The 12,914-nt window shown below is 61.3% G+C and carries 13 protein-coding genes and 1 pseudogene; 2 read left to right on the top strand and 12 right to left on the bottom strand.

Annotation, left to right across the window (positions count from 1 at the left end; genetic code table 11):
- Positions 1-46 precede the first annotated feature (46 nt).
- The 4 genes and pseudogenes from CD175_RS30695 to CD175_RS30680 form a co-directional block, all read right to left on the bottom strand.
- Positions 47-327, bottom strand: a pseudogene (locus tag CD175_RS30695) (type II toxin-antitoxin system RelE family toxin).
- A complete protein-coding gene (locus CD175_RS30690) occupies positions 317-562 on the bottom strand; it encodes a type II toxin-antitoxin system prevent-host-death family antitoxin (protein WP_007975643.1) in 246 nt (81 codons plus the stop codon). The pseudogene CD175_RS30695 and the gene CD175_RS30690 overlap by 11 nt, the downstream one beginning before the upstream one ends.
- 82 nt (positions 563-644) lie before the next feature.
- Positions 645-890 (bottom strand): DUF2789 domain-containing protein, encoded by a 246-nt coding sequence (locus CD175_RS30685; protein ID WP_015092958.1) that lies wholly within the window; start codon positions 888-890, stop codon positions 645-647.
- Positions 891-1,031: 141 nt separating this feature from the next.
- A complete protein-coding gene (locus CD175_RS30680) occupies positions 1,032-1,493 on the bottom strand; it encodes an aminoacyl-tRNA deacylase (protein WP_104451600.1) in 462 nt (153 codons plus the stop codon).
- A gap of 199 nt (positions 1,494-1,692) precedes the next feature.
- Here CD175_RS30680 and CD175_RS30675 point away from each other — a divergent pair, with 199 nt between their 5' ends.
- Positions 1,693-2,226: an NfeD family protein gene (locus CD175_RS30675; protein WP_104451599.1), complete on the top strand. Its 534-nt coding sequence runs from the start codon at positions 1,693-1,695 to the stop codon at positions 2,224-2,226.
- Between the two features lie 2 nt (positions 2,227-2,228).
- Complete coding sequence (locus tag CD175_RS30670; RefSeq protein ID WP_103396787.1) at positions 2,229-2,987, top strand: slipin family protein; 759 nt, start codon at positions 2,229-2,231, stop codon at positions 2,985-2,987.
- 18 nt (positions 2,988-3,005) lie between these two features.
- Here the strand turns inward: CD175_RS30670 and CD175_RS30665 are convergent, their stop codons facing one another.
- The 8 genes from CD175_RS30665 to CD175_RS30630 all read right to left on the bottom strand — a co-directional run bounded on the left by CD175_RS30665 (position 3,006) and on the right by CD175_RS30630 (position 12,903).
- On the bottom strand, positions 3,006-4,589 hold the full coding sequence (locus CD175_RS30665; protein ID WP_104451598.1) for a glycosyltransferase family 39 protein: 1,584 nt from the start codon (positions 4,587-4,589) through the stop codon (positions 3,006-3,008).
- A 117-nt stretch (positions 4,590-4,706) separates the two neighbouring features.
- Positions 4,707-6,254, bottom strand: coding sequence for an efflux transporter outer membrane subunit (locus tag CD175_RS30660; protein ID WP_104451597.1), 1,548 nt, complete (start codon positions 6,252-6,254; stop codon positions 4,707-4,709).
- Entirely contained in the window at positions 6,251-7,315 is a 1,065-nt protein-coding gene (locus tag CD175_RS30655) for an HlyD family secretion protein (RefSeq protein ID WP_104451596.1), read from the bottom strand. Before CD175_RS30655 ends, CD175_RS30660 begins: the two co-directional genes overlap by 4 nt.
- Before the next feature lie 26 nt (positions 7,316-7,341).
- Entirely contained in the window at positions 7,342-8,874 is a 1,533-nt protein-coding gene (locus tag CD175_RS30650; RefSeq protein WP_104451595.1) for an MFS transporter, read from the bottom strand.
- Positions 8,875-9,094: 220 nt separating this feature from the next.
- Positions 9,095-10,015, bottom strand: a complete 921-nt coding sequence (locus tag CD175_RS30645; RefSeq protein ID WP_104451594.1) for a LysR family transcriptional regulator — start codon at positions 10,013-10,015, stop codon at positions 9,095-9,097.
- Positions 10,016-10,123: 108 nt separating this feature from the next.
- Positions 10,124-10,990, bottom strand: coding sequence for an ABC transporter permease (locus tag CD175_RS30640; protein ID WP_007977620.1), 867 nt, complete (start codon positions 10,988-10,990; stop codon positions 10,124-10,126).
- A gap of 21 nt (positions 10,991-11,011) precedes the next feature.
- Positions 11,012-11,872 (bottom strand): ABC transporter ATP-binding protein, encoded by an 861-nt coding sequence (locus CD175_RS30635; RefSeq protein WP_104451593.1) that lies wholly within the window; start codon positions 11,870-11,872, stop codon positions 11,012-11,014.
- 5 nt (positions 11,873-11,877) lie between these two features.
- Entirely contained in the window at positions 11,878-12,903 is a 1,026-nt protein-coding gene (locus CD175_RS30630) for an ABC transporter substrate-binding protein (protein ID WP_104451592.1), read from the bottom strand.
- Positions 12,904-12,914 lie beyond the last annotated feature (11 nt).

Genomic DNA, 12,914 nt, shown 5'->3' with positions numbered 1-12,914 from the left:
CGTCAAGTTTTGAAACAAATACGTAACAGCGACCTGCCGAGAGCCCTCAACGTTTCCTGGCGCGCTCATACACCTCACTGCGTTCACGCTTTCCTACTGCAACGACAGAAACAACAATGCGCTCATCTATCACCTCGTAGACGAGTCGATACCCCGATGACCTCAGCTTGATCTTGTAGCAGTCAGGCATGCCATGCAGCGCATCAGACTGGATTCGAGGCGCCTCAAGCCGCTCTGACAGCTTCTTTTTGAATTACTCACGCACGGTGTGCCCAGCTTGTCCCATTCTTTGCGTGCAGACGGGAGAAATTCGAGCTTATAAGTCATCCAGCGTTACCGGGATCGGCGTTTCATGACGACGAGAACGCACGAGTTCCGCCAACTCCAAATCATCAAGGCGCTCCATCATGGCTTCGAACACATCGGCAGGAACCATGTAGCCCATGACGCGATTGTGATTGAGCACCGCGACAGGCCCTCCATGGGCACCATTCAAAACGGCAGAGGGGTTTTTCTTTAGTTCAGACACGCTGACAGCCATATCGGCCAAAACATTTTGCATAATTAAGACCTCAAATAAGGTCTTAATTTTGGTCAATTAGTATGATCAGAGCAACCTCTGTGAACCGCCGCCTATCCGTTATTTATACCCCCCGCCCCTTCCTCAACATCACATCCAGTTGATCCACCACCTCCGCCCAATCCGCGTCATCGAGAATCTCCTCACGCAGAAGCTCCGCCTGGCTCGGGCTCCAGAAAAATGCATCCGCAAGGTGCAGTTCCGGTTTGAGCGGTGAATGGGTGGCGATGAATTTATCGATGCTTTCGGCGTCGTCCGGCAGGCCGAGTTGTTTGAACAGGGATGGCAGGTTGTGGGTCGGGCTTTCCATGTTGAACTCCTGGGGACCAATTTAGGGGGACCGCTGCGCGGTCAATCGCGGGCAAGCCCGCTCCCACAGGTTTTGTGATTGACACCAAACCCTGTGGGAGCGGGCTTGCCCGCGAAGACGTCAGCATTGACGATACAAAACTCAATGACTCAACTCCCGCACCTCCGCATGCGGCACCATTTTCAGGAACTCGGGCATGTCCATGCGCACCAGGTTGACGTGGTTGCCGGCCTCCAGATAGATATCTTTCTGCCGGGTCAGCAACGGGTCGATGATCACCTCCAATCCATAGGACTCACCCAGCGCCGGTACGGCACCGCGTTCGCAATCGTCGAACAGGTGCGCCAGGTTGCTTTCGCGGGAAACCTGCCACTCACCGCTGCTGCGGACCTTGCTCAGGTCAAGGTGACGGCTGGCGGGCAGCACGGCCATCAGGTAGTGCCCATGGTGATCGTCGAGAATCACCGATTTGGCCACCCGTTCGGCAGGAATACCGGCGACCCGCGCCGTTTCGAGGCTGCTGGCCGAGTGGGGGTGGCTGACGATGTCATATTCGCATTGAGCCTTTTCCAGGCTTCGCTGCACGGTTCTTGCCATACGCATGATGCACCTCGGTGTCCGCCGTAATCGCTGGCAGACGATGGTTAAAGCGTTGCTTGCGTAGTAAAAGTCTAGGCCCGCCGGCGTGATCCGGCGGGAAATCCGCCCATCGGCCGACGACGACAATTGAGCAAAATTCATACAGGCCGAGGCTCAACTAAACTGTACTCAGAGCCACTCCACGACTCTCCCGGAGGGTCAAGTGAACACGCGTTGCTGTGCAGTTGCGTTGCTGTTGGCGTTGAGCGGATCGGCCTGCGCTGCCGACACGGTTGTATTGCTGCTGCCCAATCCCGTGGGGATCTGGCTGATCACCTTCGGCATCGCGTTCCTGATTGCCGAGGCGGCCCTGCCCAATTACGGCGTGATCGGCCTGGGCGGCATCGTGATGTTCGTGATCGGCGCGGTGATCCTGTCCAACACCGAAGTGCCCGTGCCGTTGATGATCGGACTGGCAGTGGTCAGCGCGTTGCTACTGATCTACCTGGTGATTCACGCCCTGAAGACCCGACCGCGCCACACCGTCAGCGGTGATGCCGGGTTGCTCGGCAGCGTGACGGCAGTGACGTCATTGCAGGCCGGCAACGCCTATGGCGGCTGGATTCATCTGCAAGGAGAACAATGGCAGGTACTCAGCGCAACGCCGCTGCAACCCGGGCAACGGGTGCGGGTGGTGGGGCGCAAGGGCTTGCTGCTGCAAGTGGCCGCGGCTGACGCGGCGCCGGGCGGAGAATAGTCATGGGTTTGCAATTGGGTCTTGTCGCGCTGCTACTGTTGCTCATCGCACTGGCGGGATCGACGTTCCGCATCCTGCGCGAGTACGAGCGCGGGGTGGTGTTCCAGCTCGGACGCTTCTGGCAGGTCAAGGGCCCCGGTTTGATCCTGCTGATTCCGGTGGTCCAGCAAATGGTCAGGGTCGACTTGCGGACCGTGGTGCTGGACGTGCCGCCGCAAGACGTGATCACCCGCGACAACGTGTCGGTCAAGGTCAACGCGGTGCTGTATTTCCGCGTGCTCGATCCGCAGAAGGCCATCATCCAGGTCGAAGATTTCCTGGCCGCCACCAGCCAATTGGCGCAAACCACGTTGCGGGCGGTGCTGGGTAAACACGAACTGGACGAGCTGCTGGCCGAACGCGAACGGTTGAACCTGGACATCCAGCAAGTGCTCGATGCCCAGACCGACGCCTGGGGCATCAAGGTCGCCAACGTCGAGATCAAGCACGTGGATCTCAACGAATCGATGATCCGTGCCATCGCCAAGCAGGCCGAAGCCGAACGGGAACGGCGCGCCAAGGTGATCCACGCCGAAGGCGAGTTGCAGGCCTCGGAAAAACTCATGCAGGCCGCCGAAATGCTTGGCCGCCAACCGGGGGCCATGCAACTGCGCTACATGCAGACCCTGAGTTCGATTGCCGGCGACAAGAGCTCGACCATCGTCTTTCCGTTGCCGATCGAGTTGCTCAAGGGCATGGCTGACTTGTCGTCGAAACCCTGAAGGTTGCGATGTCGTCACTCATTGCCCGGCATTGCCGGACAGGTACAACCTCGCGGCAACACCACCGGCTTTCATCTGACGAGCGATATGCCATTGCGCCGGCAACGGTGCAAACTCGTCCGGTACGTCGGCGGTACCGATCAGCCAGATTCTTCCCGTGCCCTTGGGCAGATCGCTCAAGTGGTCCAAATATACGTCTGACGTCGTCAAGGTACCGAAACCATAGTCGTTCGGCTGGCTCGAAGTGCCATCGGCCCGCGGCGGGGTGTACAGCAGGGGCTGGGTATTGGTGCGGTTGTAGTAGACGTAACTCAAGTACCAGAGCATGTCACTGGTGACGATCCGGTCGCCCGGCTGAAAATGCAGATTGACGTCTTCCACCAGGACATTGACCTGATCATGGACGTCTACCGTCGCATTGTTTTTCAGGCCCACCAGTTCCACACCGACGAACAGCACCAGCACCGTCAGGGCCAGTACCCGGGAGCCGCTGTACAGGCGATCGATCGCCAATGCCGCCAACAACGGCAGGCCAAGCGCATAGGCGGTGAGGTATCGCTCGATGAATATCGGCGAAAAAAACGACACCGCGAACACCAGCAGCATCGGGACAAAGGTGTAGACCGCGAGCAACGCACTGCCGCGGGACACGCTTCGGTCACGCGCCAGCGCCACCCATGCCAGCAACGGCAAGGCCAAAGGCAAGGCAATGAAAAGCAGTACTGGCAGGCTTTCGCCGTCGTCCTGAGTCAGCAACGACCAGACCATCGACGGTAAGGAGTCCAGGCTGACGGGCAACTCCCAGCCAACATCGCCATTGGCCCTGAGCTGATCCAGGTGCCGAAGCAGGTCGACAAACCCCGGCAGCCAAGGCAGATACAATGCCACGATAGCCACATTGGCCAGCCACCAGTCACCCCGCTGGATGTGCCGCAGACGATGCCCCGGCTGCACGCGGATGATTCCCAGATACAACCAATGGCAGAGCACGCACAGGGCCGTGAAGTAATGGGTGTAAAACGCCGCGCTCATCAGCACGACATAGATCACCAAATAGCGCCGGCGCTGCGGCTTGCGGATCCAGTACACCAGCGCAATGGTTGCCCCCAGCAACCACAGTCCCAACAGCGAATACATTCGCACTTCCTGGCTGTAGCGCACCGCCGTGGGCAGCAGGGCCAACAGGAAGCCGGCCAATATTGCGGCTCGGCGGGTGGCGAGCCGATCGACCAGCCACACGCCGAGCCCGACCGAGGCAATCCCAGGCAGAGCACTGAGGCAGCGGATCGACAATATGCCGTCGCCAAACATCGCGATCCAGCCGTGCAGCAGTATGAAGTACAGCGGCGGGTGCACGTCGTAGGCGGCGTGCACCCAGATGTCAGGTAATGAATAACGGGCCAGCAGCAGGCTGGAGCCCTCGTCGCCCCAAATCGCGGCAGCGGTCAGATCGTAGAATCGCACCAGCGCGGCCAATACCAGAATCGGCACCAGCCAATGCTCCCGCGCCCAGCGGATCAGCGGTTGCGCGCCCCTGGCGAAACCAGGATTGGCGTGCGGTCCCTGAGTGTCGCCCATCGGCGTTTCTCTGCGCGCCTCCATTGCCTCCCCTTGTAAAGTTGAGTGAAGAGCCCGATTGTTTGCGCATCACTTTAGACCTTCAAGCCGAGCAACGTCGATGCCGACCCGCTGATGGAGCGATAGCCGGCGGCTGCACCGTCAGCGCTGCGCCGTCTCGGCCAACGGATACACCGACTCCCACCCCCCACCCAACGCCTTATACAACCCGACGGCCGCCAGCGACACGCCGGTCGAACTCTCGACCCACTGCTCCTGCGTGGCCAGCAACGCCCCTTGCACGGTGAGTACGGTGACGAAATCCACCACGCCCTCAACGTACTGCTGTTGCGCGGTGTCCAGCGCAATGCGGTTCTGACGCACGGCTTCGGCCAGGCTGTCGCGGCGCAACTGGCTGGCGTTGTAGGCGGTCAGTTGGTCATCGATTTCATGCCAGGCGCGCAGCACGGTTTGCTGATAAGCGATAGCGGCTTCCTGTTGTTGTGCTTCACGCAGTTGGAGCACGCCACGCAAACGGCCACCGTCGAACAGCGGCAAGCTGAACTGCGGGCCGATCCCGAACGAACGCGAACCCCAGGAGCCAAAATCGCTCAATTGCAGGGCCTGGGAGCCGATGTTCCCCGACAGGGTGATGCGCGGATAGAAATCCCCCTTGGCCACGCCAATGCTGGCCGTGGCGGCATGCAGTCGCGCTTCGGCCTGGCGAATGTCCGGCCGACGCTCAGCCAGTTGCGAGGGCAAGCCAATGGCGACCTGGCGCGGCGTTTGTGGCACCGGGGCGTCTGTGGATAACTCCGCCGCCAATGCCTGGGGCGCTTCGCCCATCAACAGGCTCAAGGCATTGATCAGTTGCCACTGACGCTGCTCCAGCGCGGGCAGACGCGATTCGATGGCCGCCACCTGCGCGGCGGCTTCGGCGACATCCAGATCCGTCGCGACGCCGTCGGCCAGGCGCAGTTGCGAGAGCTTCAGGCTATGGCGGGCGACGTCGAGGTTCTGTTCGGTGACGAGCCGGGTGTTCTGCACACCGCGCAGTTGAATGTAGTCCTGGGCGGTTTCGGCCAGCACCGACAGCAGCACACCACGCCGGTCGTTCTCGGCGACCTCCAAAGTGGCGTCGGCCGCTTCGGTTTCCCGACGCACGCGACCCCAGAAGTCCAGCTCCCAGGAAGCGGAAAAGCCGGCATTCCACAGGTTGAAAGCCGATTGGCCGTTGTGACCCGACGGATCGCTCAGACCTTCACCACTGTTGCGATTGCGCCCATAACTGCCACTGGCGGCCGTGTTGGGGTAGCGGTTGGCAGTGATGACCTGGCGCACCGCACGACTTTGCTGCAAGCGGCTGCCGGCCAGCTTCAGGTCGAGGTTGTCGGTCAGGGCGCGCTGGCTCAAGGCCGAGAGTTTCGGGTCGTGGAACACTTCCCACCAGCGCTCGGCCATTGTTTCGGCGATGGCCTGGCTGGTGGCTGCCTTTGATGGTTTTGCCCATTCGGTGATTTGCTGTGCATCAGGCTTCTGGAAGTCCGGGCCGACGGTGCAGGCGCTGAGACTCATGACGAGCAAGGCACTGAAGGTGAGTGGCTGCCACAGGCCTCTTCGCGAGCAGGCTCGCTCCCACAGGGGAATGCGTTTGAATGTGGGAGCGAGCCTGCTCGCGAAGGCGCCAGCGCGATCAACGGAAATCCTCATCGCTGAACAACCTCTTTCGCCTTGGCGGTGGCCGTATCAATACTAGCCTCCACCGACATCCCCACCCGCAAACGCTCGGCCAGCGGTTGTCCCGGCTCCAGCACGATCTTCACCGGTATCCGCTGCACCACCTTGGTGAAGTTGCCAGTGGCATTGTCCGGCTTGATCGCAGCGAACGTCACCCCGGTGGCCGGTGCGATGCTGTCGACACGACCGTTGAGTGCCGCACCGCCCAGGCTGTCGACGCGCACCTGCACCGCCTGCCCCGGCTGCACATCCGTCAGTTGCGTTTCCTGGAAATTGGCCATCACATAAGCCTGCGCCAGCGGTACCACGGCGAGGATCTTGCTGCCCGGCGTCACGTAGGCGCCGACCCGCACCGCGCGTTCTCCGACCATGCCGTCCTGTGGCGCCACGATCCGCGTATAGGACAACTCGTAGCTGGCCATTTCCAGCTTCGCTTGCGTCCGCTTCAGACCGCCTTCTGCCGCATCGCGCTGGGCCGTCAGGATCTCCACCTGCTTGCGCTCCGCCGCCAGCACTGCCGTGGCGTTAGCCAGACGTGCGCCAGCCTGGTCGATGCGTGTTTGCGCCTGTTGCGCATTTTGCACCGTGCCGGCGCCCACCCCGGCGAGGTGCTTGTAGCGGTTCAATTCATGCTCGGCAAAGGCCATTTCCGCCTTGGCCGAAACCACCGAAGATTGCGCCTGGGCAATCACCGAGGCCTGGCGCTCCAGGGTCGCCCGGGCGTTTTGCAGTTGCGCCCTGGCCACCAGCGTTTCGGCGTCGGCGGCCTGGGCGGCGGCGCGCAAATCCCGGTCATCGATCAGCGCCAGCAATTGCCCCGCCTTGACCTGCTGGTTGTCCTCCACCAGCACCTGCTTGATAAACCCGGCGACCCGCGGCACGACCAGGGTGAAATCCGCCGAGACGTAAGCATCGTTGGTGTTTTGCTGGGTACGCTGGCCGAACAGGCCGGGCATTGCCAGGTACAACGCCCCACCGACGGCCAATGCGACGGCCACGGCCACCGCGACTTTCTGCTTTGCTTGGGTGTTCATAAAAACCTTCTGTTTCAGTGGAGCATTCAGATCGGTGTGCGCGGCGGATAGATCCGCGTCGGCAGCCAGAAAATCAGCAGGATCAAGGTCACGGCGATACCGGCCATGCACAGGTAAAGATCAGAGGACGTGAGCACCAGCGCTTGCTCATGCAAACGGTGAGCGAGACTTGCGCTGTCGCGCTCGGCCAGCGGCGAGTTGCCGAGACGATCGACCAGCATGGTCGAGTGAAAATGCAGACGGGCCGTGGTCAGCGCTTCGATCACCCCGGTGGCGATGACCGCCGACAGGCCTTTGACGGTGTTGAACCAGGCCGATGCGAACGGCCCTTGCATCGGGTTGATGCTGCCGGTGGACAGCATCAACAGCGGCAGTACCGCCATGGGCTGACCGAAAATCTGCAGCCATTGCAGCACATAGAAATCGTCGCGAATCCACGCGGACGTCAGTTGCGAGCCGCCGACGCACGACAACGCCAGCATGCTCAGGCCGATGCCCAATACCCAGCGGCAATCAACCCAGCGAAAGTTGCACAGCGTCGCCACCAACGGCAGCGCAATCAATTGCGGCAGCGCCGCCAGCAGCATGATCGGAGCGGTCTGTACCGGGCGATAACCCTGGACCTGCGCCAGGTAGCTGGACGGGATAATGATCACCGCCTGCAACACCACCAGCACGCCCGCCAGGGTCAACAGGGCAAAAGACAAGTTACGGATGCCGAGCATCTGCATCTTGAAAAACGGTATCGGCTGCGACCACTCGCCGGTCAAAAACAGCACCAGCAGCAACAGCCCGCCACCGAGCAATCCGCAGATCAGGTTCGACTCGAACCAGTCCAGGCGGTTGCCCTGCAGGATGCCGATCACCAGCATGCAGATGGCGGGAAAGCCCAGCAGCAATCCGCGCCAGTTGAAGGATTTGAAGCGCTCCAGGCGCAGCGGGTCCTGGGGCAAGCCGTACGCTACCGCGGCCATGGCAATCAGGCACGGCGCGATGATTTGCCAGAAGGTCCATTGCCAGCCGACGTATTCGGTCCACAGCCCGGCCAATGGCGTGCCCAGGCCCGGACCGAACGTCGCCGTCAGGGCATAGCCGGCCAGGCCATACAACTTCACGTTGGCGGGCAGAAACCGCAGGGCCACGGTCATCAACATGGGGGGCAGTGCGCCGCCCGCCAGGCCTTGCAAGGTGCGCAGCAACAGCAGGCTTTCGTAATTCGGGGCGAAGGGGCACAACACACCCAACAGGGTGAACAGGCTGATGGCGCACAGGGTGAAGCGCCGCAACGAGAACGTCACCGCACACCACGGCGCAAACGCCATGGCCGCCACCGACGTCGCGGTATAACAGGCGACCAGCCAGGTGCCTTCGTCGTAGCCGATGGCCAACGCACCGCGGATGTCGGCGAGCGCGACCTTGGTCACCATCTCGTTCAGGCCCGACACCAGCACCGCCAGTAGCACGCCCACCAGGCCGATGATGATCCGCGGTCCGAAAACCGGCGGTGCGGCTGCCGTGCTGGCCGCCGCGACAGGTGCCGTGACCGTAAGGGAAGTCATGTACTGCGAGCTCCGGCGTGGAAAGACCGAAGCATTCTAAAAAGCGTGATGCCTGACGAAAATCAACTTATTGGCAGGTTATAAGTGCGTCAGACGCAATGATGAAAGACCTCTGTGGGAGCGAGCCTGCTCGCGAATGCGGTTTATCATTCAATATTGATACTGACTGACCCAACGCCTTCGCGAGCAGGCTCGCTCCCACAGGGTTATGCGCAGGAACTCAGTCCGGCTGCGCAGCCAGCCACGTTTCATCGCAGCAGGTTTTCAGGGTTTCACGCAGCCAGCGGTGCGCCGGGTCCTTGTCGAAGCGCGGGTGCCAGGCCTGGGTCAGCATCAGGGTCGGCAACGGAATCGGCAGGTTGAACGAGCGCAGTTTCAACCCCAGCCGCCGCACGCTCAGCAAGGCTTCCTTGGGCACCGGCAGGATCAGGTCGGAATCGGGCAAGGCAAACATCGCCGCATGAAAGCTCGGCGCGATCACCGCCACCCGCCGCTCCAGGCCCAGGGCATTGAGCGCGGTATCGATCGGCCCCCGGGCAATGCCACGCCGGGACATGCTGATATGGGAATAACCGGCATAGCGCTCTGCCGTGATCTCTTCGTCCAGCAGCGGATGATCCTCGCGCACCAGGCCGACGAAGTGGGTGGAAAACAGGTTCTGAACCTTCACTTCCGGGGTCAACGGCCGTGTGTTGCTGACACTCAGATCGATGCGACCTTCGCGCAAGGCCTCATCATCGCCATCGCCTTCCGGGACGAAACGCAATTCACAGTGCGGCGCCTGCCGGTCGAGGGTGTCGAACAACCTGCCGCCGTAAACACCGACAAAGAAGTCGTTGGCCCGAATACTGAACCGCCGCCGCAGCGAACTCAGCTCCACCACATCGGCCGACCGAAACAACAACCCGGCCTGCTCGACAACGCTGCGCACTTGCTCGCGCAATTCCAGCGCCTTGGGTGTCGGCACCAGACCACGGCCGGCGCGCACCAGGATCGGATCGCCAATGGCTTCGCGGATGCGCGTCAACGTCCGGCTCATGGCCGCCGGGCTCAGGTTCATCCGCCGCGCCGCCCCCACCACACTACCCTCGTCGAGCAAGGCGTCGAGGGCGACCAACAGGTTCATGTCCGGGAGTTGCATGCAGGGCACTCATGGCCGATCAGGATTGATCCAGATGCAATGCTAGCAGATCAAAAGATCGCAGCCTTCGGCAGCGCCTACAGAGGAATGCGATCTTTTGATTTCCGATCAGCGCTGCATCCCCCAGCGCTTCACCGTCACCCGCTCCAACGAATCAAACACCAGATTCTCCACCAGCAACCCAATCAGAATCACCACCGCCAAGCCGGCAAACACCTTGTCGGTGTACAGCTCATTGCGATTCTGAAAGATGTACCACCCCAACCCACCCTTACCGCTGGTCGCGCCAAACACTAACTCGGCAGCAATCAACGTCCGCCAGGCAAAAGCCCAGCCGATTTTCAACCCGGCGAGGATCGACGGCAGCGCCGCCGGGATCAGGATGAACAGCACAAAACGCATGCCCTTGAGGCCATAGTTGCGCCCGGCCATGCGCAGTGTTTCCGAGACGCCGAGAAACCCGGCGTAGGTGTTGAGCGCCAAGGCCCAAAGCACCGAATGCACCAGCACGAAAATCAGGCTGTTCTGCCCCAGGCCGAACCACAACAGCGCCAGCGGCAATAGCGCGATAGCGGGCAACGGGTTGAACATCGAAGTCAGGGTACTGAGCAAGTCGCGACCGAATTGCGTCGACACCGCCAGCGTCGTCAGGCCAAACGCCAGGACGATGCCGATCAGGTAACCCTTGAGCAACACCACCAAGGAGATCCACACCTTGCCCAGCAGCTCGCCACTGAGCAGGCCGTCGTACAACGCGTGAGCGGTCTGCAAGAAGCTCGGCAGCAGCAGATCGTTGTTCTGATAGCGCGCAACGGCTTCCCAGAGCACGGCGAGCAACACCAGGATCAGGCTTTTACGCAACCAGCCCTGTTGCCACAGGCGTTGGCCAAGAGGCAGTTCACGCTCCAGCGGCACGCTGGTCAGTGGCTGCAAAACCGTTTCGAACGCTTCACGCGGGGATGATAAATGGCTCATCGGGCCCTCCTCTCAACTGGCTCAATAAGCGATGCGGATGTCAGCGAAATCCAGCTCATGCTCGGCTTGCAGTGATTGACCTTCGTCGAACAACAGCCGGTGAATGCGGCGCGCCGATTCCTGAAACGCCACACCGCCGAGGCTGTGCAAATCGTATTGGTGGCTGTGCACTTCCGCCCGCACTCGCCCCGGATGCGGAGACAGCAACAGAATGCGGTTACCCACCACCAGCGCCTCTTCGATGGAGTGCGTGACGAACAGCAGCGTGAAGCGCACCTCTTCCCAGAGCAGCAGCAGTTCTTCCTGCATCTTGCGTCGGGTCAGCGCGTCGAGGGCGGCGAAGGGTTCGTCCATCAAGAGGATTTTCGGCTGCATCGCCAGCGCCCGGGCGATGGCAACCCGAGCCTTCATGCCACCGGACAAGGTGTGCGGATAGGCATCGGCAAACGCCGCCAGACCGACCTTCTCCAGGTAGTGCAACGCCCGCGCTTCAGCCTCTTTGCGCTTGAGGGTTTTCGAGGCGAGCAGCGGAAACATCACGTTCTGTTTGACGGTTTTCCACGGTGGCAGTTGATCGAACTCCTGGAACACCACGATCCGGTCCGGCCCCGGCGCATCGACGCGCTGGCCTTGCAGACGGATCTCACCTTCCACGGGCTGGATGAAGCCGGCAGCGGCCTTGAGCAATGTCGACTTGCCGCAACCGGACGGCCCGAGCAGGACAAAACGGTCCGCCGGGTCGATCTCGAAACTGACTTGATGGGTCGCCCGCACCACCCGCTGCGGCGTGCGGTACTCGAGGCTGACGTTGTCGACCGACAGCAGCGCCTGGGCTGCCGCGATCGGATTGCTGACCGTGTGGCCTTGCAAAGGGGCGTTCATTTCGGTCAGCTCCCTTGCAGCGGCTTGGCGTCCTGGAAGAAGTAATCCTTCCACGAATCCGGTTTGTTTTTGATCGCGCCGACGCGGTAAAGGAACTCGGCCAACGGGTAAGTGTTTTTCGGCGTGACGCTGAACTCGAACTGCGGGTTGTCGATGATTTTCAGCAACGCGGCGCGGTCGATTTTGGCCTTGGTCACGCGGATGTAAGTGTCCGCCGCTGCGCCTTTATCGTTCTGCGCAAACTGTGCGGCCTCGGTCAGCGCTTCGACGAAGGCTTTGTAGGTTTTCGGGTTCTCGTTGCGGAATTTCTCGGTGGCGAACAGAACAGTCGGCGAGTTCGGACCGAGCAGGTCATAGGTGTTCAGCACCACGTGTACATTGGGATTTTCCAGCGCTTGATCCTGGAATGGCGGGTTGGAAAAGTGCCCGGTCAACTCGGTTCCGCCAGCAATCAGCGCAGCCGTGGCATCAGGATGCGGAACAGCGATGGTGTACTTGTCGAGGCGATTGAATTCCTTGTCGCCCCACTGCCTGGCGGCCGCGTACTGCAGGAAGCGCGACTGTACCGACACGCCCACTGCGGGCACCGCGATGCGGTCCTTCTCGGTGAAGTCGGCGATGGTCTTGACCTTGGGGTTGTTGCTCACCAGGTAGTACGGGAAGTTACCGAGGGAAGCCACGGCCTTGACGTTCTGCTTGCCATGGGTGCGATCCCAGATGGTCAGCAGCGGGCCGACACCGGCACCGGCAATATCGATCGAGCCGGACAGCAGCGCATCGTTGACCGCCGCGCCGCCCGAGAGCTGGGTCCAGTCGACCTTGATGTCGATACCTTCCTGCTTGCCGTACTTCTCGATCAGGTTCTGATCGCGCACCACGTTGAGCAGCAGGTAGACGATACCGAACTGCTCAGCGATGCGGATTTCACCTTCGGCGTGGGCCACGGTCGGCGCCACCAGGCTGCCGGCGATCAGGCTGAAACCCAGGCCGATGGCGGCGGCCAGGGGGGCAAAGGGCAGACGTTTGGACATGATCAAATCTC

The sequence above is a fragment of the Pseudomonas laurylsulfatiphila genome (genome assembly GCF_002934665.1).
Lineage (GTDB): Bacteria > Pseudomonadota > Gammaproteobacteria > Pseudomonadales > Pseudomonadaceae > Aquipseudomonas > Aquipseudomonas laurylsulfatiphila.
Note: the sequence above shows the minus strand (reverse complement) of the source record. Positions and strands in the feature narration are given on the sequence as shown.